This is a genomic window from Streptomyces sp. SCA2-17, from assembly GCF_044336695.1.
This window is the reverse complement of record NZ_CP117521.1, coordinates 3,462,605-3,487,704: the sequence shown is the minus strand read 5'-3', so window position 1 is coordinate 3,487,704 and position 25,100 is coordinate 3,462,605. Positions and strand designations below refer to the sequence as shown.

25 protein-coding genes are annotated in these 25,100 nt (G+C 73.0%); 6 read left to right on the top strand and 19 right to left on the bottom strand.

Annotated features, from left to right (window positions below):
- Positions 1-28 precede the first annotated feature (28 nt).
- From PS271_RS15715 to PS271_RS15690, 6 genes are all read right to left on the bottom strand, one after another.
- Positions 29-826: a type III pantothenate kinase gene (locus PS271_RS15715; protein WP_356287499.1), complete on the bottom strand. Its 798-nt coding sequence runs from the start codon at positions 824-826 to the stop codon at positions 29-31.
- The gene (gene nadC / locus PS271_RS15710; RefSeq protein ID WP_398382479.1) at positions 826-1,869 is read right to left on the bottom strand and encodes a carboxylating nicotinate-nucleotide diphosphorylase; all 1,044 of its coding nucleotides are present in this window, start codon (positions 1,867-1,869) and stop codon (positions 826-828) included. The genes PS271_RS15715 and nadC overlap by 1 nt, the downstream gene beginning before the upstream one ends.
- Positions 1,866-3,587 (bottom strand): L-aspartate oxidase, encoded by a 1,722-nt coding sequence (locus PS271_RS15705; protein WP_398382478.1) that lies wholly within the window; start codon positions 3,585-3,587, stop codon positions 1,866-1,868. Before PS271_RS15705 ends, nadC begins: the two co-directional genes overlap by 4 nt.
- Positions 3,584-4,462 (bottom strand): pantoate--beta-alanine ligase, encoded by an 879-nt coding sequence (gene panC, locus PS271_RS15700; protein WP_398382477.1) that lies wholly within the window; start codon positions 4,460-4,462, stop codon positions 3,584-3,586. Before panC ends, PS271_RS15705 begins: the two co-directional genes overlap by 4 nt.
- On the bottom strand, positions 4,459-5,379 hold the full coding sequence (locus PS271_RS15695) for a Rossmann-like and DUF2520 domain-containing protein (RefSeq protein ID WP_398382476.1): 921 nt from the start codon (positions 5,377-5,379) through the stop codon (positions 4,459-4,461). The genes panC and PS271_RS15695 overlap by 4 nt, the downstream gene beginning before the upstream one ends.
- 230 nt (positions 5,380-5,609) lie before the next feature.
- Complete coding sequence (locus tag PS271_RS15690) at positions 5,610-5,909, bottom strand: hypothetical protein (protein WP_398382475.1); 300 nt, start codon at positions 5,907-5,909, stop codon at positions 5,610-5,612.
- A gap of 99 nt (positions 5,910-6,008) precedes the next feature.
- On the opposite strand from PS271_RS15690, the gene PS271_RS15685 reads away from it, so the two are divergent.
- The gene (locus tag PS271_RS15685) at positions 6,009-7,082 is read left to right on the top strand and encodes a DUF5937 family protein (protein WP_398382474.1); all 1,074 of its coding nucleotides are present in this window, start codon (positions 6,009-6,011) and stop codon (positions 7,080-7,082) included.
- A gap of 268 nt (positions 7,083-7,350) precedes the next feature.
- Here PS271_RS15685 and PS271_RS15680 read toward each other — a convergent pair whose 3' ends face one another.
- Positions 7,351-7,959 (bottom strand): short chain dehydrogenase, encoded by a 609-nt coding sequence (locus PS271_RS15680; RefSeq protein ID WP_398382473.1) that lies wholly within the window; start codon positions 7,957-7,959, stop codon positions 7,351-7,353.
- A 115-nt stretch (positions 7,960-8,074) separates the two neighbouring features.
- Between PS271_RS15680 and PS271_RS15675 the strand changes: the two genes are divergently transcribed.
- On the top strand, positions 8,075-8,938 hold the full coding sequence (locus PS271_RS15675; protein WP_398382472.1) for a LysR family transcriptional regulator: 864 nt from the start codon (positions 8,075-8,077) through the stop codon (positions 8,936-8,938).
- Between the two features lie 15 nt (positions 8,939-8,953).
- Here PS271_RS15675 and PS271_RS15670 read toward each other — a convergent pair whose 3' ends face one another.
- Together PS271_RS15670 and PS271_RS15665 are read right to left on the bottom strand one after the other, a co-directional pair.
- Positions 8,954-9,634 (bottom strand): response regulator transcription factor, encoded by a 681-nt coding sequence (locus PS271_RS15670; RefSeq protein ID WP_398382471.1) that lies wholly within the window; start codon positions 9,632-9,634, stop codon positions 8,954-8,956.
- Positions 9,635-9,689: 55 nt separating this feature from the next.
- On the bottom strand, positions 9,690-10,895 hold the full coding sequence (locus PS271_RS15665; RefSeq protein ID WP_398386875.1) for a sensor histidine kinase: 1,206 nt from the start codon (positions 10,893-10,895) through the stop codon (positions 9,690-9,692).
- A 121-nt stretch (positions 10,896-11,016) separates the two neighbouring features.
- Here PS271_RS15665 and PS271_RS15660 point away from each other — a divergent pair, with 121 nt between their 5' ends.
- Positions 11,017-12,021 (top strand): SAM-dependent methyltransferase, encoded by a 1,005-nt coding sequence (locus PS271_RS15660; RefSeq protein ID WP_398382470.1) that lies wholly within the window; start codon positions 11,017-11,019, stop codon positions 12,019-12,021.
- Positions 12,022-12,125: 104 nt separating this feature from the next.
- Positions 12,126-13,268, top strand: coding sequence for an NADH-quinone oxidoreductase subunit D (locus tag PS271_RS15655; RefSeq protein ID WP_398386873.1), 1,143 nt, complete (start codon positions 12,126-12,128; stop codon positions 13,266-13,268).
- Positions 13,269-13,350: 82 nt separating this feature from the next.
- Here the strand turns inward: PS271_RS15655 and PS271_RS15650 are convergent, their stop codons facing one another.
- The 4 genes from PS271_RS15650 to PS271_RS15635 form a co-directional block, all read right to left on the bottom strand.
- On the bottom strand, positions 13,351-14,283 hold the full coding sequence (locus PS271_RS15650) for a hypothetical protein (RefSeq protein ID WP_398382469.1): 933 nt from the start codon (positions 14,281-14,283) through the stop codon (positions 13,351-13,353).
- Between the two features lie 183 nt (positions 14,284-14,466).
- On the bottom strand, positions 14,467-15,453 hold the full coding sequence (locus PS271_RS15645; protein WP_398382468.1) for an ABC transporter substrate-binding protein: 987 nt from the start codon (positions 15,451-15,453) through the stop codon (positions 14,467-14,469).
- 79 nt (positions 15,454-15,532) lie between these two features.
- Complete coding sequence (locus PS271_RS15640) at positions 15,533-16,216, bottom strand: ABC transporter permease (protein ID WP_398382467.1); 684 nt, start codon at positions 16,214-16,216, stop codon at positions 15,533-15,535.
- A complete protein-coding gene (locus tag PS271_RS15635; protein WP_356287540.1) occupies positions 16,216-16,896 on the bottom strand; it encodes an ABC transporter permease in 681 nt (226 codons plus the stop codon). The genes PS271_RS15640 and PS271_RS15635 overlap by 1 nt, the downstream gene beginning before the upstream one ends.
- A 136-nt stretch (positions 16,897-17,032) precedes the next feature.
- On the opposite strand from PS271_RS15635, the gene PS271_RS15630 reads away from it, so the two are divergent.
- Positions 17,033-18,196: an ABC transporter ATP-binding protein gene (locus PS271_RS15630; protein WP_398382466.1), complete on the top strand. Its 1,164-nt coding sequence runs from the start codon at positions 17,033-17,035 to the stop codon at positions 18,194-18,196.
- Between the two features lie 357 nt (positions 18,197-18,553).
- On the opposite strand, the gene PS271_RS15625 is transcribed toward PS271_RS15630, so the two are convergent.
- From PS271_RS15625 to PS271_RS15600, 6 genes are all read right to left on the bottom strand, one after another.
- The gene (locus PS271_RS15625) at positions 18,554-19,048 is read right to left on the bottom strand and encodes a DUF3180 domain-containing protein (protein ID WP_398386872.1); all 495 of its coding nucleotides are present in this window, start codon (positions 19,046-19,048) and stop codon (positions 18,554-18,556) included.
- A 65-nt stretch (positions 19,049-19,113) separates the two neighbouring features.
- On the bottom strand, positions 19,114-19,707 hold the full coding sequence (gene folK, locus PS271_RS15620; protein ID WP_106681264.1) for a 2-amino-4-hydroxy-6-hydroxymethyldihydropteridine diphosphokinase: 594 nt from the start codon (positions 19,705-19,707) through the stop codon (positions 19,114-19,116).
- Complete coding sequence (folB, locus tag PS271_RS15615; protein ID WP_359595213.1) at positions 19,704-20,063, bottom strand: dihydroneopterin aldolase; 360 nt, start codon at positions 20,061-20,063, stop codon at positions 19,704-19,706. The genes folK and folB overlap by 4 nt, the downstream gene beginning before the upstream one ends.
- A 311-nt stretch (positions 20,064-20,374) precedes the next feature.
- Positions 20,375-20,875 carry a nuclear transport factor 2 family protein gene (locus PS271_RS15610; RefSeq protein ID WP_398382465.1) on the bottom strand — a complete coding sequence of 167 codons (501 nt, stop codon included), beginning with the start codon at positions 20,873-20,875 and terminating at the stop codon, positions 20,375-20,377.
- On the bottom strand, positions 20,872-21,816 hold the full coding sequence (folP, locus tag PS271_RS15605; protein WP_398382464.1) for a dihydropteroate synthase: 945 nt from the start codon (positions 21,814-21,816) through the stop codon (positions 20,872-20,874). Before folP ends, PS271_RS15610 begins: the two co-directional genes overlap by 4 nt.
- Positions 21,817-21,926: 110 nt before the next feature.
- On the bottom strand, positions 21,927-23,780 hold the full coding sequence (locus tag PS271_RS15600) for a phosphatidylglycerol lysyltransferase domain-containing protein (protein ID WP_398382463.1): 1,854 nt from the start codon (positions 23,778-23,780) through the stop codon (positions 21,927-21,929).
- 170 nt (positions 23,781-23,950) lie between these two features.
- Here PS271_RS15600 and PS271_RS15595 point away from each other — a divergent pair, with 170 nt between their 5' ends.
- Entirely contained in the window at positions 23,951-25,060 is a 1,110-nt protein-coding gene (locus PS271_RS15595; RefSeq protein WP_398382462.1) for an alpha/beta hydrolase, read from the top strand.
- The last annotated feature ends 40 nt before the right edge of the window (positions 25,061-25,100 follow it).

The window sequence follows — 25,100 nt, the reverse complement described above, 5'->3', positions numbered from 1 at the left end:
CGGGCCGGGACGACCCGCGCCCCGCGCCCTACGTGCGGGAGACGTTCCGCTCGTACACCAGCCGCAGGCCGATCAGCGTGAGCCACGGCTCGTGTTCGTCGATGACCGACGCCTCGCCGAGCACCAGGGGCGACAGTCCGCCGGTGGCGATGACGGTGACGTCGTCCGGATCGTCGGCGAGCTCGCGGGCCATCCGCTCGACGACGCCGTCGACCTGCCCGGCGAAGCCGTAGAGGATGCCGGACTGCATGGCCTCGACCGTGTTCTTCCCGATGACGCCGCGCGGGCGGGCCAGCTCGATCTTGCGGAGCTGTGCGCCCTTGACGCCCAGCGCCTCCACCGAGATCTCGATGCCCGGGGCGATCACCCCGCCCGCGTACTCGCCGCGGGCGCTGACCGCGTCGAAGGTGGTGGCCGTGCCGAAGTCGACGACGATGCACGGGCCGCCGTAGAGCTCGACGGCCGCGACGGCGTTGACGATCCGGTCGGCGCCGACCTCCTTGGGGTTGTCCATCAGGATCGGCACCCCGGTCTTCACGCCCGGCTCGACCAGGACCGCGGGCACGTCGCCGTAGTAGCGCCGGGTGACCTCGCGCAGCTCGTGCAGGACCGCGGGGACCGTGGAGCAGATGGCGATGCCGTCGATGCCGTCGCCGAGCTCCTCGCCGAGCAGCGGGTGCATGCCCATCAGACCCTGGAGGAGGACGGCCAGTTCGTCGGCGGTCCGGCGGGGGTCGGTCGACACCCGCCAGTGCTCGACGATCTCCTCGCCGTCGAACAGGCCGAGGACCGTGTGGGTGTTGCCGACATCGATGGTGAGAAGCATCAGGCGGTTTCCCCCTGCGGCTCGTCCTCGTCGCCCTCGCGCAGGTCGAGGCCGATGTCGAGGATCGGGGAGGAGTGGGTCAGCGCGCCGACCGCCAGGTAGTCCACGCCGGTCTCGGCGTAGGCGTGGGCGTTGACCAGGGTGAGCCGGCCGGAGGACTCCAGCAGGGCGCGGCCCGCGACCAGTTCGACGGCCTCACTGGTCTGCTCGGGGGTGAAGTTGTCCAGCATGATGAGGTCGGCGCCCTCGGCGAGGACCGGCTCGATCTGGTCGATCCGGTCGACCTCGACCTCGATGGCCAGGCCGGGGCAGGCCTCCCGGACGGCCTTGAAGGCCTCGGCGACGCCGCCGGCCGCGACCACGTGGTTGTCCTTGATGAGGGCCGCGTCCGACAGGGACATGCGGTGGTTGACGCCGCCACCGCAGCGGACCGCGTACTTCTCCAGGGCGCGCAGGCCGACAGTGGTCTTGCGGGTGTCGCGGACGGCGGCCTTGGTGCCGTCCAGCAGGTCGGCCCACTCGCGGGTCGCGGTGGCGATGCCCGACAGGCGGCACAGGATGTTCAGCGCGCTGCGCTCGGCGGTGAGCAGGTCGCGGGTGCGGGTGCGGACGGTGAGCAGCTTCTGGCCGGCGGTCACGCGGTCGCCGTCCTCGACGTGCCGCTCGACCTCGAACTCCTCGGTGCAGACGACCGAGAGGATCGCCTCGGCGATGTGCAGGCCGGCGACGGTGCCGTCGCTGCGGGCGGTGAAGTCGCCGGTGGCGACGGCGTCCGCGGGGATGGTGGCCAGGGTGGTGACGTCCTCGCCGCCGTCGAGGTCCTCCTCGATGGCGAGGTGGGCGATGTCCTCGACCTGGAGGGGGTCGAGGCCGGCGTCGGCGAGCAGGCGGGCGAGGTCGGGGTCGAGCCCGCACTCCAGGGCGTCCTCCGCGAACGTCTCGCCGCAGCCGCAGCCGTCACCGCAGCCGCCGGTGGCCGTTTCGAGGTTCACCTGGATGTCCTGGCCGATCTGGTGGAGGGGGAGGTCGTTCGGGGTGGTCACGGGGTGCTCCTCGGGTGGGCGCCGTTCGTGGGCGGGTGGGGCGTCGGGGCGGCTGCGGGCGGGAAGGCGGCCGTCTCGGTGGTGGAGACCGCGAGCGTACGGTCCGGGCGCAGGGTCACCAAGAGGTGGCGGCGCCAGGCATCGTCCCGGTCGGGGGCGTCCTCGCGCCAGTGGCAGCCGCGGGTCTCCTCGCGGCGGAGGGCGGCGGCGACGAGGACGCGGGCGACGAGCAGGAGGTTGGTGGCCTCCCAGCTCTCGGTGCCGGGCGCTTCCAGCGCGGCCGCGGCGTCGTCGTCGATGCGCGCGAGCGCCGCGGCCGCCCGTTCGAGGCTCTCCTCGGAGCGCAGGACCCCGGCGCCCTCGGTCATGATGCGCTGGATCTCCAGCCGGGCCTTCGGACCGGCGAGCACCGTGCCGGCGGCGCTGTCCGTGCCGGTGGCCGCCGGCTGCGGGGGCGCGGCGGCCTCCCGGAGGGTCTCCGTGACGTCCGCGGCGATGCGCTCCGCGAAGACGAGCCCTTCCAGCAGCGAGTTCGACGCGAGGCGGTTCGCTCCGTGCACGCCCGTGCAGGCGACCTCGCCGCACGCGTAGAGGCCCGGCACGGACGAGCGGCCCGCCAGGTCCGTACGGACGCCGCCGGAGGCGTAGTGCGCGGCGGGCGCGACCGGGATCGGCTCGGTGACCGGGTCGATGCCGTGCGCGCGGCAGGCGGCGAGGATCGTGGGGAAGCGGTGCTCCCACATCCGTGCGCCGAAGTGGCGGGCGTCGAGGTACATGTGCGGGGCGCCGAGCTCCTGCATGCGCCGCGTGATGCCCTTGGCGACGATGTCGCGCGGGGCCAGCTCGGCGAGCTCGTGGGCGCCGACCATGAAGCGGTGGCCGTTCGCGTCGACGAGGTGGGCGCCCTCACCGCGCACGGCCTCCGACACGAGCGGCTGCTGCCCCTCGGCGTCCGGGCCGAGCCACAGCACGGTGGGGTGGAACTGGACGAACTCCAGGTCGGAGACCTCGGCCCCGGCCCGCAGGGCGAGCGCGACGCCGTCGCCGGTGGAGACCGCCGGGTTCGTGGTCGCGGAGAAGACCTGGCCCATGCCGCCGGTCGCGAGGACGACGGCCCGGGCCCGTACGGCGCCGACGCCGTCGCGCTCGCCCTCGCCCATGACGTGCAGGGTGACGCCGGCGGCCCGGCCGTCCCCGTCCTTGAGGAGGTCGAGGACGAGGGCGTGCTCGATGGTCTCGATGCCGGCCGCGCGGACGGCCTCCACGAGGGCGCGGGAGATCTCGGCGCCGGTCGCGTCACCGCCCGCATGGGCGATGCGGCGGCGGTGGTGGCCGCCCTCACGGGTGAGCAGGATGGCGCCGGTGTCGGCGTCGGTGTCGAACTGCGCGCCCGTGGCGATCAGCCGGCGCACGGCGTCGGGGCCCTCGGTCACCAGGGCCCGCACGGCCTCCTCGTCGCAGAGGCCCGCCCCGGCGACGAGCGTGTCGTCCAGGTGCTGCTCGGGGGTGTCGCCCTCGCCGAGCGCTGCCGCTATCCCGCCCTGGGCCCAGCGGGTGGAGCCGTCGTCCAGGAGCGCCTTGGTGACGACGGTGACCTTCGCGCCGGCGGCGGCGCAGCGCAGGGCGACGGTGAGCCCGGCCACGCCGGAGCCCACGACGACGACATCGGCGTCGACGGACCAGCCGGGGCGGGGCGCGTGGAGCCGTATGCCGGTCATCGCTGCGCTCCGGTGGCCGGACCGATGGTCAGGGGGAGATTGTCGATCAGGCGGGTGGTGCCGACCTTGGCGGCGACGGCGAGGACGGCCTCGCCCTCGTAGTCGTCGGGGACGTCGGTGAAGTCGGCGGGGTCGACGAGGGCGACGTAGTCGAGCCGCAGCGGGGGCTCCATCTGCGCCGCGGCGTCGAGGACGACCCGGGCGGAGCGCCGGACGGGCTCCGCCCCGCGTTCGGCGGCGGCTCCCGCGGTCAGCAGGGCGCGCGAGATCTCCAGCGCCGTGGCCCGGTCGGCCACGGACAGATAGCGGTTGCGGCTCGACAGCGCGAGGTTGTCGCCTTCGCGGACCGTCTCCACGCCCACGACCTCCACAGGGAAGTTGAGGTCACGCACCATGCGGCGGATCAGGGCGAGCTGCTGGGCGTCCTTCTCGCCGAAGAGCGCGAGGTCCGGGGCGGTGAGGTGCAGGAGCTTGGCGACGACGGTGAGCATGCCGTCGAAGTGCCCGGGGCGGGAGGCGCCTTCGAGGCGCTCGCCCATGGGGCCCGCGGTGATGCGGACCTGGGGCTCGCCCCCGGGGTAGACCTCGTCCACGGAAGGGGCGAAGACGACGTCGGCGCCGGCCTGCTCGGCTATGCCGATGTCGGCGTCGAGGGTGCGCGGGTAGCGGTCGAGATCCTCACCCGCACCGAACTGCAGCGGGTTGACGAAGACCGTGACGACGACCTGGCCGTCCGGCCCGGCCAGCCGGCGCGCCTCGCGGACGAGGGTGGCGTGGCCCTCGTGCAGGGCGCCCATCGTCATCACGACGGCGCGGCGGCCTTCGCGCGGGAGGGCGTGCAGCTCCTCGGCGTCACGGGTGAGCTGAATGGTCATGCGGTGCCTCCGTCCGCGAGGACACCGAGCAGGTCCTCCGCCAGTTCCGGCTTGAGCAGGCCGGCCGCGAGCGCGCGGTCGGCGGTGGTGCGGGCCATGGCCAGATAGCCGGCGACGGCCTGGGGTGCGTGGACGCGCAGCTCGGCGACGTGCGCGGCGACCGTGCCGGCGTCGCCGCGGGCCACGGGGCCCGTCAGGGCCGCGTCGCCGCTGCGCAGGACGTTGTCGAGCGCGGCGCCGAGGAGGGGGCCGAGCATGCGGTCGGGAGCGGCGACGCCGGCGGCCCGCAGCAGGTCCATGGCCTGGGCGACCAGGGTGACCAGGTGGTTCGAGCCCATGGCGAGGGCCGCGTGGTAGAGCGGGCGGGCCTCTTCCGCTATCCACTCGGGCTCGCCGCCCATCTCGATCACCAGGGCCTCCGCGGCGAGCCGCAGCTCCTCGGGCGCGGTGACGCCGAAGGAGCAGCCGGCCAGGCGGTCGACGTCGACCGGGGTGCCGGTGAAGGTCATGGCCGGGTGCAGGGCGAGCGGAAGGGCCCCGGCGCGGCGGGCGGGGTCGAGGACGGCGGTGCCGTGCCGGCCCGAGGTGTGCACGAGGAGCTGGCCCGGGCGCACCGCGCCCGTCTCGGCGAGGCCGCCGACCAGGCCCGGCAGGGCGTCGTCGGGCACGGTGAGCAGGACCAGCTCGGCGCGCGCCAGGACTTCGGCGGGCGGCACGACCGGGACCTCCGGCAGCAGGGCCGCGGCCCTGCGCACCGAGGCGTCGGAGACTCCGGAGACGGCGACCGGGCGGTGCCCGGCGAGCCGGAGCGCGGCGGCGAGCGCCGGGCCGACGCGGCCGGCGCCGACGACGCCGACGGTGAGCCGGGCGGGCCGGTCCTGGGGGCTCGGGTGCTCCGGAAAAGTGTGTGCGTTCACGCGGCGATGGCCTTCCGTTCCAGTCCGCGGGGGGTACCGGACGATTCCTTCGTCATGCTACGTGAGGTGAGAGGGGCGGTCCCCGGACGTCCCCAGCCCTGTGGATATCGCCGGGGATGCGGATAACTCGACCGCACGTTCGAGTGATCGGTTAAGGGAAGACCGACGAGCGCCGAGGGCCGGGGCCGGCCGGCCTCCGCATCTTGTTCACCGAGGCCGGCATCGGCAGATCAGCACTCGGCCGCACGGCCGCAGACGTCCGGGACGCGGCGTGCGGTGGGCTGCGCCGCGTACGGGCGGACGGCGGCGGTCGCGGGCCGCCGGAAGAAGACGGCGCGGAGGGGGCGGAGCAGCTCCGCACGGCGGGCACGGCGGGCCGCGACCCGCTCGTCGACGACGCCCTGGAAGGCGCGCCAGGTGCGGAAGGAGCGATAGGCCTCCACGTCCCCGGTGCCAGGGGCGGGCGGAGCCGGAGTGCCGAGCCGGGCGGAGCGGTAGAGGTCGAGCATGTGCTGCTGAGCTGCGTTCATGCATTCCACGGTGCGCCGGTCCGCGCCGACCTGCCGCGTCAATTGACGAGAGCCGTCAAATGACAGCCGGACCCTCGCGGAGGCAGGCACGATGAGCACATGAGCGTGGAGATCAACATCGCCGGGCTGCCGCACGAGCGCATCCTTTTCAACCCGTCGCCGCTGGCCGAGCTCGGTGCGATGCTGCACGTCCTGGCGGAGCCCGGCCATCACCCCGGGCTGCACGGCTGGGCCACGGCGACCGCCTCCGGGCTCCGGCCCGATCTCGCCGACCGGCTGACCGAGGCCGACTTCCTGTGGCGCTCGTCCCGCTCCGACCTGCTGCTGCCCGCCATGCCCCGGGCCACGCTCGCCGAGGAGCTCGACGACCTCGACCGCATGGACGACGAGAAGTTCGTCGCCGCGGCCTTCGAGGTCACCTGCAGCTCCGTCCCCGTCCCCTCCCCGCTGGTGGACGCCGGACAGCGGGATCGGGTGCGCGAGCTGGCCGCCGCCCGGGGGCCGCGGCAGGCGCAGTTCACCGACCGCATGCTGGAGAACCCGGCCGCGCTGCGAGCCTGGCTGCGCCGGCTCCTGGAGGACTGCGAGGAGGCGTTCTTCGCCGACAACTGGCAGCGCGTGCGAGTGCAGCTCGCCACGGATGCCCGCCACAAGGCGGACCTGCTGCGGCGCAAGGGGCTCGCCGAGGCCATGGCCGCGGTCTCCACGGCCGTCTCCGTCGGCGCGGACGGCACGCGGATCGTCTTCGACAAGCTCCAGGACGGCTGGGCGACGGCCTACGCGGACGGCCTGACGTTCATACCGACCGCCTTCGGATGGCCGCACCTCATCGTGCTGAACCGGCCCGGCTGGCAGCCGATGGTGCAGTACCCCGTGGCCGCGCCCGAGCTCCCCAAGGGCCCGGCCCTTCAGCTGATGCAGCAGCGGATGGAAGCGCTCGCGCACCCCGTCCGGATGCGGCTGTGCCGCACGCTGGCCCGCGGCCCGCACACCACCAGCGAGCTGGCCACCGTCTTCGGCCTGACGGCGCCCGAGGTGTCCCGGCACGTGGCCGTGATGAAGAAGGCGGGCCTGCTGTCCACGCGCCGCCGCGGCCGCTACGTCCTCCACCAGCTGGATCTGCCGCTGGTGGCCCGCCTGGGCAGCGACTTCCTGGAAACGGTGCTGAGGTAAGGGGGCGGGGGATGCCCCACGCCCCCCCATGGAACCACTGCGGCGGAAAGGGGCCGTCGGCCGGGAACGTGGGTGCCGCACCCACACATCCGCCGCGACGGCGCCCTGCCCCCATAGACGTGACCGGCGGTGCCGTACGCACATCAGGCCGGCTCGGCACCGCCGGACGCCTGGTCAGTGGTTGCTCCCCCAGCTACCGCTGGGAGGTGCCCCCAGCCGCTGCGGCGGAGGTGAGGTGCCGGCCCGGCAGAGCGGACCGGCCCCGCGGTCAGCGAGCCCCGCGCACCGCGTAAACGCGGCCCGTCTGGGCGCCCTCGACGGCCCGGACGTACGCCGTCGCCACCCGGGACGCCGGGACCGGTTCCATGCCCGGGAAGAACGGGGCGTAGCCCGGGAGGGACTCCTCGACCACCGTCGGGCTCACCGCATTGATCCGCTGCGGCGCGAGCTCGATCGCCGCGGCCCGTACGAACGCCTCCACCGCCCCGTTCGCCGCGGAAGCCGCCGCCCCGGCCACGATCGGCTCGTCCGTGAGCACCCCGCTGATCAGCGTGAACGACCCGGTGGGGGCCACGTGTCGCGTCCCCTGCCGCACCAGCTCCACCTGGCTGAGCGCCTTGCCGCGGAACGTCGCCGCGAAGTCGTCCGCCGTCAGCTCGCCGAACGGCTTGAAGACCGCGTCACCGGCCGCGACCGCCACCGCGTCCAGCCCCTCCACCTGCCCGTACAGCCGCCCGACCGCCTCCGGGTCGGTGACGTCGCAGATGACGTCCCCGCCGCTGCGCCCCACGCCGATCACCTCGTGGCCCCGCTCCGCCAGCGCCTTCCGCACCGCGCCGCCGAGCGTTCCGCCCGCACCCACCAGAAGGATCTTCATAACCGGCCCGTCCCATCCCGTACATCAGCTCTCGGAATCCCTTGCGGAACCGACGCTACGGACCCCTCCCCACCCCCCGGAAATGCCTTCTGCGCAGCAGCTATGCTTCCCGCGCATGGATGTGGAGCTGCGTCACCTCAAGGCCCTGGCCGCCATCGCCGATGCCGGCACCGTCACCGCCGCCGCGGCCCGGCTGCACGTCACGCAGCCCGCCCTCTCCCGGACGCTCGCCCAGCTGGAGGCCCGCGTCGGCGTGCGGCTGGTCGACCGGTCGTCGCGGCACCTGGACCTCACCCCGGCCGGGGCCACCCTGCTCGGGCACGGCCGGGCCATCCTGGCCCACCTCGACGCCGCGCTCGCGGACACCAGGGCCGACTCCCGGCCCCTCCGCCTGGGATACACCTGCGCGGTCCTGGGGCAGCAGACCGTCCCGCTGCTGCGCTCCTGGCGCCGCTCGCACCCGCACGTGCCCCTCGAAGTCGTCCGCCGGGACAACCACACCGCGGGCCTGGCCACCGGCGACGCCGACGTGGCCGTGCTCCGCACCCGCCCCCGTGACCCGCGCATCCGCACCGAGGCCCTCTACACCGAGGACCGCATCGCCGCCCTGCCCGACGACCACCCGCTCGCCGGCCGCCCCCGCGTGCGCCTCGCCGAGCTCACCGAGGACCCGCGCCTGCCCCTCGCAGTGTGGCCGGAAACGGGCACCGGCTCGCCGGACCTGTGGGACCCGGCGCAGCGCCCGTCCCGCACCATCGAGGTGCACAACGTCGACGAATGGCTGAACGCCATCGCCACGGGCGACGCGTTCGGCGTCGCGGCGGCCGGCACCGGGGAGAGCCACGGCCACCCCGGCGTCCGCTTCGTCCCGGTCGAGGACGCCCCCGCCGCGACGGTCTACCTCGCCAGCCCCGCCCACCCCACGCACCCCCGCACGGAGGAGTTCCTGGCGGCGGTGCGCGAGGCCGTCAGCCTGTGAGAAGCGCGCGCGGCGCTACTGCTGCGCCGCCCCGCCCCCGGCCCGTACGAGCCCGCTCTCGTAGGCGAGCACCACGACCTGCACCCGGTCCCGCAGCCCCAGCTTGGTGAGGATGCGCCCCACGTGCGTCTTGACCGTGGCCTCGGACAGCACCAGCCGCGCCGCGATCTCCCCGTTGGACAGGCCCTGCGCCACGAGCAGCATGACCTCGCGCTCGCGCTCGGTGAGCCGCCCCAGCTCCGTGCTGACCGGTTCCTTGCTCGTGCTCGGCAGCATGGGGGTGAAACGATCCAGCAGCCGCCGCGTCGTGCTCGGCGCGACCACCGCGTCGCCGCTGTGCACGGCCCGGATCGCCCCCAGCAGCTCCGCCGGCGGCACGTCCTTGAGCATGAACCCGCTCGCGCCGACCTTCAGCGCCGAGAACGCGTACTCGTCGAGGTCGAACGTGGTCAGGATCAGCACCTTCGGCGGATCGTCCTGCGCGCAGATGCGGCGCGTCGCCTCCACGCCGTCCAGCCGGGGCATGCGGACGTCCATCAGGACGACGTCCACCTCGGTGCCGGCCAGCACCTCCAGGGCCTCCGCGCCGTCCCCGGCCTCGGCGACGACCTCCATGTCGGGCTGGGCGGCCAGCACCATGCGGAACCCGGTACGAAGCAGTACCTGGTCGTCGACGAGCATCACCCGGATGGACATGCAGATGCCCCTTTCCTCGATCGGACAGTGGTAACAGAACCCGCAGAAATCATCGTCAGCGGCCGCCCGGCTTCACCGGCAGCAGCACGCTGATCCGGAAGCCGCCGCCCGGCCGCGGCCCCGCGTCCAGCGTGCCCCCGACCATGCCGACGCGCTCGCGCATGCCGATCAAGCCGTGGCCCATGCCGTCCGCGCCGCCCGCCTCGTACAGCTCGTGCTGCGCTCCCCGGCCGTCGTCCTCGACGAGCAGGCCGAGGCCGTCGTCGAAGTACGTGAGGCGCACGCTCGCCCCGGCCTCCGGGCCGCCGTGCTTGCGCGTGTTGGTCAGGGCTTCCTGCACGATGCGGTACGCGGTCAGCTCCACACCGCTCGGCAGCGGCCGCGGCGCGCCCTCGACCTCGTACTCCACGGGCAGGCCCGCGCCCCGCACCTGCTCGACCAGATCCCCGATCTGCTCGACGTCGGGCTGCGGCACGTAGTCCCCGCCTTCGGTGGTGCCCTCCTCGGTGCGCAGGACGCCCAGCAGGCGGCGCATCTCGGCGAGCGCCTGGCGGCCCGTCCCGGAGATCGTCTCCAGAGCCTGCTTGGCCTGCTCGGGCGAGGCGTCGAGGACGTACGCGGCGCCGTCGGCCTGGACGACCATCACCGACACATTGTGCGCGACGACGTCGTGCAGCTCGCGGGCGATGCGCGCCCGCTCGGCCGTCACGGCCATCCGCGCCTGCTGCTCGCGGTCCTTCTCCAGGCGGGCCGCGCGCTCCTCCAACTGGGCCCAGTACGCGCGGCGGGTGCGCATGGAGTCGCCGAGCACCCAGGCGAGGACGAAGGGGGCGGTGAGGAAGGCCAGCGAGATGAGCGTCCCGCCGATCCCGCGGTTGACGACCGGCCACCGGATCAGGAAGAGCACCGGCGCGGCCAGCCCGCCGGCCAGGGCCACTCTCGACGCCCAGCGGACGTGCCCGGAGGCGACGGTGTAGACGATGGCGAGCATCGCGATGTCGGCGATGCTGCCCTGCACGTCGGCCGCGACCTGGGCCAGGCCGCTCGCGATCGCGAGGAACAGCATCGGCACGGGGGCGCGGCGGCGCAGGGCGACCACCAGGCTGAGGGTCAGCACCGTGACGACGTGCACGGCCGACTGGGTCGCCGTCGTGCCGTGCTCTTCGGCGGCGGCCAGCAGGCTGATCCCGAGCAGGAGGACGGCCCAGAAACTGTCCACACCGGTCGGGTGCCTGCGGAGAAAGTCGTAGAGGCGGTGCACGTCACCCAGCGTAGGCATGCCGCGTACGTGCCGGGGTCAGCCCGGCGATCGATCCGGTGACACTCCTTCTACTCCGCAAGGTGGAGGCGGCGTGCCCGCGAAGGGCGCATAGCGTGTGCGTATGGCAAGCGGAACGAGAACATGGAGCGCCGCGACCGAGGCCGCGCTCTACGGCCCGAGCGGCTTCTACCGGCGCCCCGAGGGCCCCGCCGGGCACTTCCGCACCTCCGTGCACGCCTCGCCGCTGTACGCCGGTGCCGTCGCCGAACTGCTGTGCCGGGTCGACAAGGCGCTCGGGCAGCCGGCGGAGCTCGCCTTCACGGACGTCGGCGCCGGGCGCGGCGAGCTCCTCACCGGCGTCCTCGGGCAGCTGCCGGAGGACGTGGCCGCGCGGCTGCGCCCGTACGCCGTCGAGCGCGCCGCCCGCCCGGCCGGCCTGGACGGGCGCATCACCTGGGTGGGCGACATCCCGGAAGGCGTCGAGGGCCTGCTGTTCGCCAACGAGTGGCTCGACAACGTGCCCGTGGACGTCGCCGAGACGGACGCGGAGGGCGTCGCGCGCCAGGTGCTCGTTCAAGAAGACGGCGAGGAGCTGCTCGGGGAGCCGGTCGCGGGCGAGGACGCCGCGTGGCTCGCCCGCTGGTGGCCCGTCGAGGGCGCGCCGCCCGGCACCCGCGCCGAGATCGGCCGGCCGCGCGACACCGCCTGGGCGCGGGCCGTGGGCAGCCTGCGCGCGGGTCTCGCCGTGGCCGTCGACTACGCCCACGAGCGGGCCGGCCGCCCGCCGTTCGGCACGCTGGCCGGCTTCCGCGAGGGCCGCGAGGTGCGGCCGGTGCCGGACGGCTCGTGCGACATCACCGCGCACGTCGCCATGGACGCGTGCGCCCGGCCGGGCAGCACCGTGCTGACCCAGCGCGAGGCACTGCGGGCGCTCGGCGTGGACGGCGGCCGCCCGCCGCTGTCGCTCGCCTCGACCGACCCGGCCGCCTACGTCCGGGCGCTGGGGCGGGCGGGCGAGGCCGCCGAGCTCACCTCGCCGGCCGGGCTGGGGGCCTTCGGCTGGCTGGTGCACCCGGTGGGCGACGCCTGCCGGGGGCTGCTCCCGGACGCCCCGGAGCGGGCCTGAGGGCAGCGCCGGGACCGGCCTGAGGGCACCGCCTGGACCGGTCCGGGAGCGGCGCCGGGACCGGCCTTGCGGAGAAGGCTGACAGACTTATCCCCATGACCCCCATGACGGAGACGACAGTCGGCATCGGCGGTGCGGCGGAGAGCACCGACATGGTGCTCAACATCGGACCCCAGCACCCGTCCACGCACGGCGTGCTGCGCCTGCGGCTCGTCCTCGACGGCGAGCGGGTCCGGGAGGCCGAGCCGATCATCGGCTATATGCACCGCGGCGCGGAGAAGCTGTTCGAGGCCCGCGACTACCGGCAGATCATCGTGCTCGCCAACCGCCACGACTGGCTGTCGGCGTTCTCCAACGAGCTGGGCGTCGTCCTGGCCGTCGAGCGGATGCTCGGCATGGAGGTCCCCGAGCGCGCCGTGTGGACCCGTACGCTCCTCGCCGAGCTGAACCGGGTCCTCAACCACCTGATGTTCCTCGGCTCCTACCCCCTGGAGCTCGGCGGCATCACCCCCGTCTTCCACGCCTTCCATGAGCGCGAGGAGCTCCAGACGGTGATGGAGGAGGTCTCCGGCGGCCGGATGCACTACATGTTCAACCGCGTCGGCGGCCTGAAGGAGGACCTGCCGGCCGGCTGGCTCGGCCGGGCGCGGCACGCCGTGGCCCAGGTCCGCTCCCGGATGGACGTCTACGACCGGCTCGTCCTCGGCAACGAGATCTTCCGGGGCCGCACGCGCGGCGTCGGCGTCCTCGCGCCGGAGACGGTGCACGCGTACGGGGTGAGCGGCCCGATCGCCCGCGCGTCCGGCGTCGACTTCGACCTGCGGCGCGACGAGCCGTACCTCGCCTACGGGGAACTCCAGGACGTGCTTAAGGTCGTCACCCGCGAGGACGGCGACTGCCTGGCCCGCTTCGAGTGCCTGCTGGAGCAGACGCACAACGCGCTGGAGCTCGCGGAGGCCTGCCTCGACCGGATCTCCGAACTGCCGCCGGGGCCGATCAACCAGCGGCTGCCGAAGGTGCTGAAGGCCCCCGAGGGCGCGACGTACGCGTGGACCGAGAACCCGCTCGGCCTCAACGGCTACTACCTCGTCTCGAAGGGCGAGAAGACCCCGTACCGGCTGAAGCTGCGCTCCGCGTCCTTCAACAACATCCAGGCCCTGACGGAGCTGCTGCCGGGGACTCTGGTCGCCGACATGGTGGCGATCCTGGGGTCGCTGTTCTTCGTCGTGGGCGACATCGACAAGTAAGCCCACCCAGCCCATGCAGAACCCCCGGCGGGAGTCCCGCCGGGGGTTTCGTTTCTGCATGCGGGCCGGGCTTCGTGACCGCCTACGAGACGGCCGTCCGCAGCTCGGCCACGTCTATCTGCTCGGTCTCGTCGTGCGCGGTCAGGTCGATGACGTCGTCTTTGGCCGACTCACCGTCCGCTTCGGCCTCGGCCTTGGCCTCGGCGAGCGCCTCCTCGCCGACGACGTCCGCGAGGTCCGTCTCCTCGACGGGGCGCGGGGCCGGGCCCTGGGTGCCGAAGAAGTCGAAGCCGCCCGTGGTGCGGGAGGCGGGGCGCTGGGCCGGGGACCGGGGCACGGCGGGCTTCGCGGCGGCGGGCCCCGGCGCGGCGGTCTCGGCGCCGTCGGCGGCCTGAGCCGCGTCCGCGCCGGCCGCCTTGCTCCCCTCAGCCGGCCGCCCGGCGCCGCGCGGGCCGCCCTTGCGGGCCTCCGTACGCGGCTGGGGCACGGCCTTGGGCGCCGCCTGAGGCGGCGTCACGGGCTTCAGGCCGGGCCGGGACTCCGCCCCGGCGGCCGGCTCGCCGCCGGCGAGGCCGCGCAGCACCTCCGCGGCCTTGCGGAAGGCGGCCGGGTCGACGGCGGGGCCGGGCACCTTGAGCGGGGCGCCGGACTCCAGCGCTGGCGCGCCGCCGCGGGCGACGCGGCGGCTCTCCAGCGCGCTGGCCCGCCCGGTCTCGGCGGCGGCATAGCGGCGCAGCAGGTCGGCGTGCTCCGTGCGGAGACGGGCCAGCTCGGCGCGCTTGCCGCGCAGCTTGGACTCCAGGCGGGTCTTGGCGGCCCTGGTGTCCTCCAGGTCCGTCTCCAGCTCGGCTATGCGCTCCTCGGTCTTCCACTCGTCGCGGGTGCGGGCGGCGGTGAGCTGGGCGACCCGCCTCCCGGCGGAGCGGTCCCAACGGCGCATCAGCACGGCGCCGACCACCGCGGCGGCGGCAGCCGCCGCGGCGAGACCCCGGATGACGACCGTTTCACCTACCACCCATGCACCGGCGGCGCAGGCGACTGATGTCGCGGCGACGGCCGATGGGGGAAGGAGCCTGTGCAGGGATGGCGAATGGCGGTGGCGTCCTCGTGGCATGGCCTGAAACTTACCGTGCGTCGCCTCGGGAGTGTGACTCCCCCACGAAACTGTTCCCCTAATCTTACTTGTCGCCTACACCTCTCACTTCGTCAGGAGCCGCTTCTCCTTGAGGTACTGCGCGGCGACATCGGCGGGCTTGAGCCGCTGCGCATCCACCTTCTTGTTGAGTTCGGTGAGATCTTCCGTGGTCAGCACCCTGGTGAGCTTCGCGAGGGCGTCCGCGACCTTCTGCGAACCCGCCTTCTGCGCATTCACCACGGGCAGGACGTTGTCGGAGTTCTGAAGCTTCTTGTCGTCCTTGAGCAGGACCAGTCCGAACTGTTCGAGCGTGGCGTCCGTGGTCGTGGTCAGGAGCATCTGGGCCTTGCCGTCCTTGACCGCCTGCTTGGCCTGGACGCTGCCCACCTCCAGCGGGGCGATGCCCGTGACGCGGATGCCGTACGTCTTCTCCAGGCCGGGCTGGCAGAAGGGCCGCTGCGGGCATTCGTCACCGGCCGCCAGCTTGACCTCCTGGCCCGACTTCCCGAGGTCGGAAAGCGTCTTGAGCTGGTGTTTCTCCGCGAACTCCCGGGTTACGGCGAAGGCGTTCTGATCGACCGCGCGGCCGGGGTCGAGCACCTTCAGTCCGCGCGGCTCCGCGAGTTTCCGCAGGGCCGTCACCGTGGCATCGGCGTCGGCCGACGCGACCGTGGGCGCATCCTTGCCGTTCTGCTTCTTGTTGAGGAATTCGGTGAGCGTCGCCGCATACTCCGGGACGACGTCGATCCGGCCCTTCTCCAGCTCCGGTTCATAGAGCTCGCGGGCCTCGGTGGTCTTGATCATCGGGGAATATCCGGCGTCCTTCAGCAGGCCCGCGTATATCTCGGCCAGGACTCTGGACTCGGTGAACCCGGCCGAGCCGATGACCAGCGCGTTCTCACCCGGTTTCGCCGATCCGCCACCGCCCCCGGTGCCGGACTTCTCCAGGCTGTCGCCGCCGCACGCGGCGAGGCCGGCCGCGAGGGCGCCGACGGCGGCCGTCGCCAGCAGGGCGCGGGAGACCCGCGCCCGGCGCGGGGTGCTGCTCATGGGAAACATGGGAAACTCTGCCCTTCGGTTCCGGCGGCGGGCTCTCCGGCCGCCGTCGCTTCGCTGACCGGCGCCGCGCCTACCCCGGCACCGGCCCCGTACGCCGGCGGACCGGATCGAACAGCCGCTCCGCCACCATCAGCACGCCTTCGACGAGCAGGGCGAGCGCCGCCACCAGCACGGCGCCGGCCACCACCTGGGCGGTGTCGGTGAGCCGGAAGCCCGCCGTGATGATGCGGCCGAGGCCGCCGCCACCGGGCAGGGCGGCGAGCGTGGTCGTGGCGACGACCTGCACGGCGGCGGTCCGTACGCCCGTCACGATCAGCGGGAACGCCAGCGGGAGCTCCACGCGCGCTATGAGCTGACGGCCCGTCATTCCCATGCCGCGGGCCGCCTCGACCACATCGCGATCCACCTCGCGCATGCCCACGTAGGCGTTGGTCAGCAGCGGCGGTATCGCGAAAAGCACCAGCGCGATGACGGTGGGCCAGGAGCCGTGCGTGCCCAGCGGACTGAGCAGCAGCAGGACCAGCACCGCGAAAGTGGGCACGGCCCGGCCCGCGTTGGAGATGTTGACCGCGAGGGCGCCGCCCTTGCCCAGATGGCCCAGCAGCACGGCCACCGGCAGCGCTATCGCGCAGGAGATCGCCAGGCACATCGCCGTCAGGAAGAGGTGCTCGCCGAGCCGGTGCCAGACCCCGTCCGTGCCCGACCAGTGCGCTCCGGTGGCCAGCCAGGACCACGTGCGCTCCAAGACGCCCATCAGACCGCCCCCTTGCCCGCGCGCGTCCACGGCGTCAGCAGCCGCTGGACGAGCAGCAGGAGCAGGTCCGCCGCGACGGCCAGCGCCACGCACAGCACCGACGCGGTGAGCACCTGCGCCTTGAAATAGCTGTGCATGCCGTCGTAGACGAGGTTGCCCAGGCCGCCGTAGTGCAGGATCGCACCGACCGTGGTGAGCGAGATCGTGGACACCGTGGTGATCCGCAGACCCGCCATCAGGGCGGGCAGTGCCAGCGGCAGTTCGACCCCGAAGAGCAGGCGCACCGGGCCGTAACCCATGCCGCGCGCCGCCTCCCGCGCCTCCTCCGGCACCGCCGCGAGCCCCGCGAGGATGTTCCGCACGAGGATCGTCAGCGAATACAGCACGAGGCCCGTGACCACCACCGACACCGACAGCCCGAAGAACGGCACCAGCAGCGAGAACATCGCCAGCGACGGCACCGTGTAGAGCACGGTGGTCAGGCCGAGGACCGGGCCCGCCGCGGCGCGCCACCGGCGGGCCAGCAGCGCGAGCGGGAAGGCCACGAGCAGCCCTATGGCCACCGACGCGAGCGTGATGCCGACGTGCTGGAGCGTGGCGTCCGTCAGCTCCTGGCCCCGGGTCCGCAGATACTCGCCGCAGATCCAGTCATTGCTGATCAGGCAGGACTGCCCCGCCATGCGCTCCCACCTCCCCCTGGCCGTAGACCCACGGTTTTCCGGTCACCTGCGACCCTAACCCGGGGCACTGACATTCGAGCCGGCCGCCACACAACGGCAACAATGTCCCCAGCGAGTACGGCCAGAATGGGGAACCATGATCCGCTTCGAGCACGTCACCAAGAGCTACGCCGACGGCACGACCGCCGTGGACGACCTGTCCTTCGAAGTGGCGGAGGGCGAGCTCGTCACGCTCGTGGGGCCCTCGGGGTGCGGCAAGACCACCACGATGAAGATGGTCAACCGGCTCATCGAACCCACGTCGGGCCGGATCCTCCTCGACGGCGAGGACATCTCCGGCGTCGACCCCGTCGAACTGCGGCGCCGCATCGGCTACGTCATCCAGCAGGTCGGGCTCTTCCCCCACAAGACCGTGCTGGAGAACACCGCGACCGTTCCCCACCTGCTGGGCTGGCAGCGCAAGAAGGCCCGCGACCGGGCGGCCGAGCTCCTCGACCTCGTCGGACTCGACCCCGCCGTCCACGGCGCCCGCTATCCGCACCAGCTCTCCGGCGGGCAGCGGCAGCGGGTCGGGGTCGCCCGGGCCCTCGCCGCCGACCCGCCCGTCCTGCTCATGGACGAGCCGTTCGGGGCGGTCGACCCCGTGGTGCGGGAGCGGCTCCAGAACGAGTTCCTGCGGCTGCAGTCGCAGGTGCGCAAGACCGTGCTGTTCGTCACGCACGACATCGAGGAGGCGGTCCGGCTCGGCGACCGCATCGCCGTCTACGGGCAGGGCCGCATCGAACAGTTCGACGCCCCGGCCACGGTGCTGGGCGCGCCCGCCACGCCCTACGTCGCCGACTTCGTCGGGGCCGACCGGGGGCTCAAGCGGCTCTCGGTCACCCCGATCGAGGAGGGCGACCTCGAACAGCCGCCGGTCGTGCGGCTGGACGACACGGCCGCCGCTGCGGCGGCCGCCCTCGCCTCGGAGGGCGCCCAGTGGGCCGTGGTCCTCGGCGAGGGCGGGCGGCTGCACGGCTGGGTCTCGGCGGAGGCCCTCGCGGGCGGCGGCACCGTACGGGACCGGGCCCGCCGCATGGACGCGTGGCTCCCCGTCGGCGCCTCCCTCAAGCAGGCCTTCAGCACGATGCTCCAGCACGACGCGGGCTGGATCGCCGTCCTCGACGGCGACGCGACGGACCGCTTCGTCGGGGTCCTGACCCCGGCGCGGCTGCATGAGGCACTGCGGCGCTCGATCGACGCGGACGCGCGGGGCGCGGCGCGCAGCGAGGTGAATCTGGAGAGCATCCCCGGGGCGTAGCCCGGGGATGCTCTCCCGCAGTGCGGGACGTGCGGGCTACGCCCGTTCCCTCCGCCGCGGCCGCGCGAGCCACGCGGGCGCCGTGGCGGATGGGCCTCGGTCCTTCTGTCCGCCGCGACGGCGATAGACCACCGCGGCGGTATCCGGCGGTGCCGAGCCCGCCTGAGGCGCGTACGGCACCGCCGGGATCCAGCGTCGTGGTGTCGCGCCGTTGCGGCGGACTCAGGGGTGCGCGGCACCCATGACCCGCGGCGGGAGGCCGCACGGCACCGCCGGGATCCGCCATTGTGGTCTCGCGCCGTCGCGGCGGATTCAAGGGTGCGCGGCACCCATGACCCGTGGCCGGAGGCCGTCTCGCTAGCCCGGTACCGAGCCCGGGCCGCCCGGGCCCTCCTCGTCGTCTTCCGGGAGTTTGCAGACGCGTTCCAAGAAGAACGCCGCGGCGATGACGGCGATGCCGGCGACGACGGACGCGCCCGCGTAGATCACCTGGTCGCGGCGGGGCTGGACGTCCAGGCCGTCGAGGCCGAGGAAGACGCCGACGCCGCCGTACATGCCGGCCACGAGCGCCGCGACGAGCGCGCTGGCCTGGCCGAAGACGACCGCGCGGGCGGCCACCAGCGGATCGACGCCCTTCGCGCCGGGCCGCCGCTCGCGCTGCGCCCGCAGCCGGGCGCGCAGGGAGAGCGCCGTGGCCGCGAGGACGACGGCGATGACCGCCAGCACGATGGGCGCGGCCACCGGCACCCGCGGCAGCGTGCCGACCGAGTCCCACAGCCGGGCGCCCGCCCAGGAGAGGACGCCGGCCACGGCGAACAGCCCGGCCAGCACCCCGATCCGCAGTTGCCTCACCGAGCCGTCGCTCCTCATCTCGATCGCCTTCTCAGCAGTCCAACGACTGTCCAACGACTAAACGACTACTCGGGCAGCCGGAGTTCCAGGTCGACCCGCGGCTGCACGCCTTCCGTGCCGACCGCCGCGAGCAGCTCGACGACCGCGCCGCGGCCCGGGACGACGGCCTCCGGGTCCACATCGTGCCAGGGGGCGAGGACAAAGGCGCGCTCATGGGCGCGCGGGTGCGGCAGCGTCAGGACGGGGTCGGCGGAGACGACGTCCTGGTAGGCGACGATGTCGACATCGAGGGTGCGCGGGCCCCAGCGCTCGTCCCGTACCCGCTCGAAGGCCTCCTCGATGGCGTGACCGCGCTCAAGGAGGGAGTCCGGCGGAAGGGTGGTCTTCACGAGGACGACGGCGTTGAAATACGAGGGCTGGGTGCCGGGCTCGACGCCCCACGGCTCCGTCTCGTACACCGGGGAGACGGCCTTGACCCGGAGGCCGGGGGTGTCCTCCAGGGCGTCGATCGCACCCTGAAGGGTCTCCAGGCGGTTGCCGAGATTGCTGCCCAGGGAGATCACGGCTCGTTTGGGATTGCTCAGGGTCACGTCCGCCGCGTCCACCTGCTCCACCACGGAGGCGGGCACCGGCTGCACGGTCGGGTCGCTGCTGCTCATACTCGGCTCCGCGTAATAGTGATCGTCACATCGTCAAAGGGCACGGTGATGGGGGCGTCCGGCTTGTGGACGGTCACCTCCACCTCGCGCACCGCATCGTGCTTGAGGCAGTTCTGGGCGATTCGCTCGGCCAGGGTCTCGATGAGATCGACGGGCTCACCCTGGACGATATCGACCACTTCTTCCGCGACGACGCCGTAGTGCACGGTCTTCGTGAGGTCGTCGGAGGCGGCGGCGGGCCGGGTGTCCAGGCTCAGGACGAGGTCCACGATGAAGGTCTGGCCCTCCTCGCGCTCCCGGGGGAACACGCCGTGGTGCCCACGGGCCTTCAGGCCGCGCAGCGCGACACGATCCACACGAATCACTCCTGCTGGTCGTCGGACGAGGGCACCTCCGATGCCCGGTACCCACGTCGAATCTACCTGCGAGCACCGACAGCGCTCGCACATGAACGCTAGGGATTCCTGCACATATTTACGGATACTTCTGCATGTTTCCGGCCCATTCGGGCACCCGCCGTGCCCGGCCGGCCACGACTCCGGCCGCGCTTACCCGCACACCGGTCCCTCACCCCTACCCGCCCGCCCAGCAGCCCGAACGAGTGGTGCGGGCCCGCCGCGCTGACGCCCGGCAGCCCCGCCCGTGCCACGGCGCAACGCGAGATACGTCACGCCCCCGGAATGCCGTCCGCCCCGCCGTTCCCGCCGGTCACACCGTCCTCGTCGTCGTCCTCCTCGTCGCGCCCGGCGAGCACCGGCGAGCCGTGGTGCGACCACACCTTCCACTCCTCGCCGACGCGCCGGAACGCGTTCGTCGCCACGACCAGCTGGCCGACCAGGGGCCCCAGCTCACCCTCCTCCTCGGCCGGGCCGCCGCTGAGGATGTTCTCCGTGCAGGTCACGAGGGCCGTGTCCCCGGCGACCGACACCTCGACGTCGGTCAGGAAGAACTGGATGTAGTCCGTACTCGCCATGATCAGCGCGTACGAGCGGAGCACCTCGCTGCGCCCGCGCAGCACCGGCCACCCCGGGTGGACGCACGACACCTCGGCGTCCGGGTCGTCCAGCCACAGCCGGCCCATCGCGGCCGTGTCGCCGCGCTCCACCGCCTCGTACAGCGCGGTGTTCGCCAGCTCGACCTGCTCGCTGTCCGTACGGGCAGTGCTCACATGCCCCCCTCGGCGCCCGACGCGCCCGCCGCACCCGCCACCCGCGCCGCCTCCGCGACCTCGGCCATCTCCTCGGACTCCGCGGCCTCCTGCACCGCCCGCACCACGCGCACCGCATCCGCGCTGGCCCGCACCTCGTGCACCCGCACCGCCCACGCGCCCTCGCGCGCCGCGAGCGCCGAGACCGCGGCCGTCGCGGCGTCCCGCTCGCGGGCCGGCGGCGGCTCGCCCTCCGGGCCGGCCAGCACCCGGCCGAGGAAGCGCTTGCGGGAGGCCGCCACCAGCACCGGCAGCTCCAGCTCCCGGCGCAGCCGGTCCAGCCCCGCGACCAGCGCGAGGTCGTGCGCGGCGTTCTTCGCGAAGCCGAGGCCCGGGTCCACGACGAGCCGGTCCGGGTCGACGCCGCCCTCGACCACGGCGTCCAGCCGCTGCCGCAGCTCGGCGAGGACCTCGCCGACGACGTCGCCGTAGACGGCCCGGTTGTTCATGTCGGCGCTGAAGCCGCGCCAGTGCATCACCACGAAGGGCACCCGGGCCGTGGCCACGACGGGCACCATCGCCGGGTCCGCGAGGCCGCCGCTCACGTCGTTGACCAGCGTCGCCCCGGCCTCCACGGCCGCCTCCGCGACCGAGGCCCGCATGGTGTCCACCGACACCACGGCCCCCTCGGCCACCAGCTCGCGCACGACGGGCACGACCCGGCGCAGCTCCTCGCCCTCGTCGACCCGCGAGGCGCCGGGCCGGGTGGACTCGCCGCCCACGTCGACGAGGTCCGCGCCGCCCGCGATGAGGTCCAGGCCGCGCTTGACCGCGAGTTCGGTGTCGAACCAGCGCCCGCCGTCGGAGAACGAGTCCGGCGTGACGTTGACGACGCCCATCACCGCACAGCGATTCCACTCCGGCAGACCGACGGGCCCGGGACGACCGCGCAAGGTACTCATGGGTCCAGCCTAGGGCGTGCCGCAAAGAGGAGTGCCCCCGACCGGAAGCCGGTCGGGGGCACTGCCGCACGTGCGTTCAGCGGGATCACCACGGCGCGCTCGCGGGGCGCTCACGCCGCGCGCGTGACCTCCGTGGCCGAAACCTGCTCGTCCGCGTCGTCCAGGACGTCCTTCGGCGGGGCGGGGCGGCGGCGCAGCAGGCGCGGCAGCTCCAGGAAGCCCTCCGCCTGCATCATGGCGAAGCCGATGCGGGGCAGGTCGCGGCTGTTCGGGAAGACGATGAAGCGGGGCTCCCAGCGCGGCCGGAACTTCTCGTTGAACTTGTACAGCGACTCGATCTGGAACCAGCGCGAGAGGAAGACCAGCACCGAGCGCTGGATGCGCACGACCGGGCCTGCGCCCAGCTTGCCGCCGCGCTCCAGGGCGGAGCGGAAGAACGCGAAGTTCAGCGACAGGCGCTTGATCTTGAGCTCGGGCGCGGCCTGGAGGAAGGCGACGATCAGGAGCTCGTTCATGCCCGGGTCCGCGCTGCGGTCGCGGCGCATGAGCTCCAGCGAGCTGCCGTCCGGGCCCCACGGCACGTAGTGCTGCATGGCGCGGAGGTCGCCGAACGGGCAGTCCTCGCCCTCCTCGGGGTCCTTGTGGGCGGTCGCGATGATCGCGTCCAGGTCCTTCGGGTCGCCGATGCGGCCCAGGGCCATCGAGAAGCCGCGCTCGTCCTCGGTGTCGCGCCAGGCGCCCGCCGCCTTCTGGACGGCCTCCAGCTCCTCCGGGGAGAGGTCGCCGACGCGGCGCACCTTGGTGCTGTAGCCGTTGCGCTCGATGCGCTTGACCATCTGGCGGACGTTGCGCATGGACCGGCCGGTCAGGGAGAAGTCGGCCACCTCCACGATGGCCTCGTCACCCATCTCCAGGGCGTCGAGCCCGGTCTCGCGGGTCCACACCTCGCCGCCGGTCTCGCTGCACCCGGCGACGGCGGGGGTCCAGGAGTGGCGCTTGGCCAGCGACATGAACTGCTCGATGGCGCCCGGCCAGGCCTCGACGTCACCGATCGGGTCACCGCTCGCGAGCATGACGCCGGAGACGACGCGGTAGGAGACGGCCGCCTTGCCCGACGGCGAGAAGACGGCGCTCTTGTCGCGGCGCAGCGCGAAGTGGCCCAGCGAGTCGCGGGCGCCGTGCTTGGCGAGCAGCTCGCGCAGCTTGTCCTCGTCCTCCTCGGTGAGGACGGCGGCCGGGTAGGCCGGCATGAAGGCCAGGTAGGCGGTGGTGGCGACGGTCAGCAGACCGAGGGCGCCCAGGGAGTAGCCGACGGTGTAGTCGACGTGATCGGTGTAGCGGATCGAGCCCTCGAAGCCGAAGAGGCCCCAGATCACGTGCTCGATCTGCTCGATCACCGGCGGGTCGCCGACCATCTGGTCCGGGTGCGAGCCGACGATCACCCAGCCGAGGCCGAAGCTGAACGCGCCCATCAGCACGAAGTTGGCCGCGACCTTCCAGCGGCTGCGCGGGTCCGGGAGCGCGTAGAAGGAGCTCTTGTGCCACACGAGGTAGATGAAGAGCAGCAGCGACAGGACCGCGCCGATGTAGGAGTGGCGGTAGACGAGCTGCGCGGCCGCACCGATGGGCAGCAGCACCACGGCGGCGAGCCAGGCGCGCTGCTTGGCCCGCTTGAGGGCGTGGGCCAGCAGCAGCAGGAGGACGCCGACGATGATCGAGCCGGCGGCGGCCAGCTGGGTCACCGAGCCGGGCAGCACCTCGGCGAGGCTGTGGACCTTGCTCCAGCGGAACCGCGGAACCACTCCGGCAAGGACGTCCACCAGGCCGATGAGGGCAGCGACCGTTCCTACGACGGCAGGCACGTTCTCGGGCTTCGGCCCTCTGACGATACGCGCAAGCCCCGACAGTCGCTTGGTTCCCTCGGGAACCCCATCGGACTTTTTGCCATCTACCCTGACAGACATCTCTTCCCGTCGTCCTGTCGAGTGGACGCACGCCATGCGGCGGCAGCGCCCGGACAATGTGCGCCCTGTAGGACGACGGTTTCGGGGTTGAGGTTCCGCGGGGGGCCGAGCCCGGAAAGACGTAACCATTCCGCGACTCGGCGCCGGGTCGCCTCGGCAGAAAGCACCTCATGGGTCTCACCAGCATGGCAGTCCTGCTGCTTGCCATCGCGGCTGCGGTAGTGCTCTTCGCGTTGACCATCTGGCTCTGGCCACGCCTGGGCAAACGGAGCGTGGGCTCCATACTCGGCAGGGTGGGCATGATGCTGGCCACACAGCTCACCCTGTTCGCAGCGATCGGTCTCTGGGCCAACCAGTCCTTCGGCTTCTACGGCTCCTGGGCCGACCTCTTCGGTCAGGTCAAGGAGGAGGGCGTGGTCGTCGACCACGCCGCCAGCGGCAAGCGGGTGCAGGTCGTGAACACCCAGGCCGTCAAGGTGCCCCGCGGCAACGTCCCGCGCGTCGGCGGCAAGATCGAGAAGATCCAGGTCGCGGGCGTCGAGTCCAAGATCAACGGCCCGGCGTACGTCTACCTGCCGCCGGAGTACTTCCAGCCGGAGTACGCGAACCGCAAGTTTCCCGCCTCCGTCGTGCTGACCGGCTACCCGGGCACCGCCGAGGCGCTCATCAAAGGGCTCGACTACCCCGTCCGTGCGCACAAGCTGAGCAAGGACAAGAAGATGCAGCCCACCGTCCTGGTGATGATGCGTCCGTCCATCGTCGGCCAGCGCGACACCGAGTGCATGGACATACCGAACGGTCCGCAGGCCGAGACCTTCTTCACCAAGGACCTGCGCCAGGCCGTCGCCCAGCACTACCGCGTCGGCGACAAGGCCGCGAACTGGGGCATGATCGGCGACTCCACCGGCGGCTACTGCGCGCTGAAGATCGCCATGCGTCACCCGGACGCGTACAGCGCCGCGGCCGCGCTCTCCGGCTACTACAAGGCCCCGCAGGACCCGACGACGGGCTCGCTCTTCGGCGGCAGCAAGAAGCTGGAGAACGAGAACGACCTGCTGTGGCGGCTGAAGAACAAGGACATGCCGCCCGTCTCGCTGCTGGTGACCACCAGCAAGCAGGGCGAGCACAACTACAAGGACACGATGAAGTTCATCGACAGCGTCAAGGCTCCGGCCCGCGTCTCGTCGATCGTCCTCGACACGGGTGGTCACAACTTCAACACGTGGCGTCGTGAGCTGAACCCGACGCTGAAGTGGATGGGCAGCCGGCTGAGCGCGTAGCGGTTCGCCGTAAAAAGCCCGCCACCGTGGTGATCGCCAC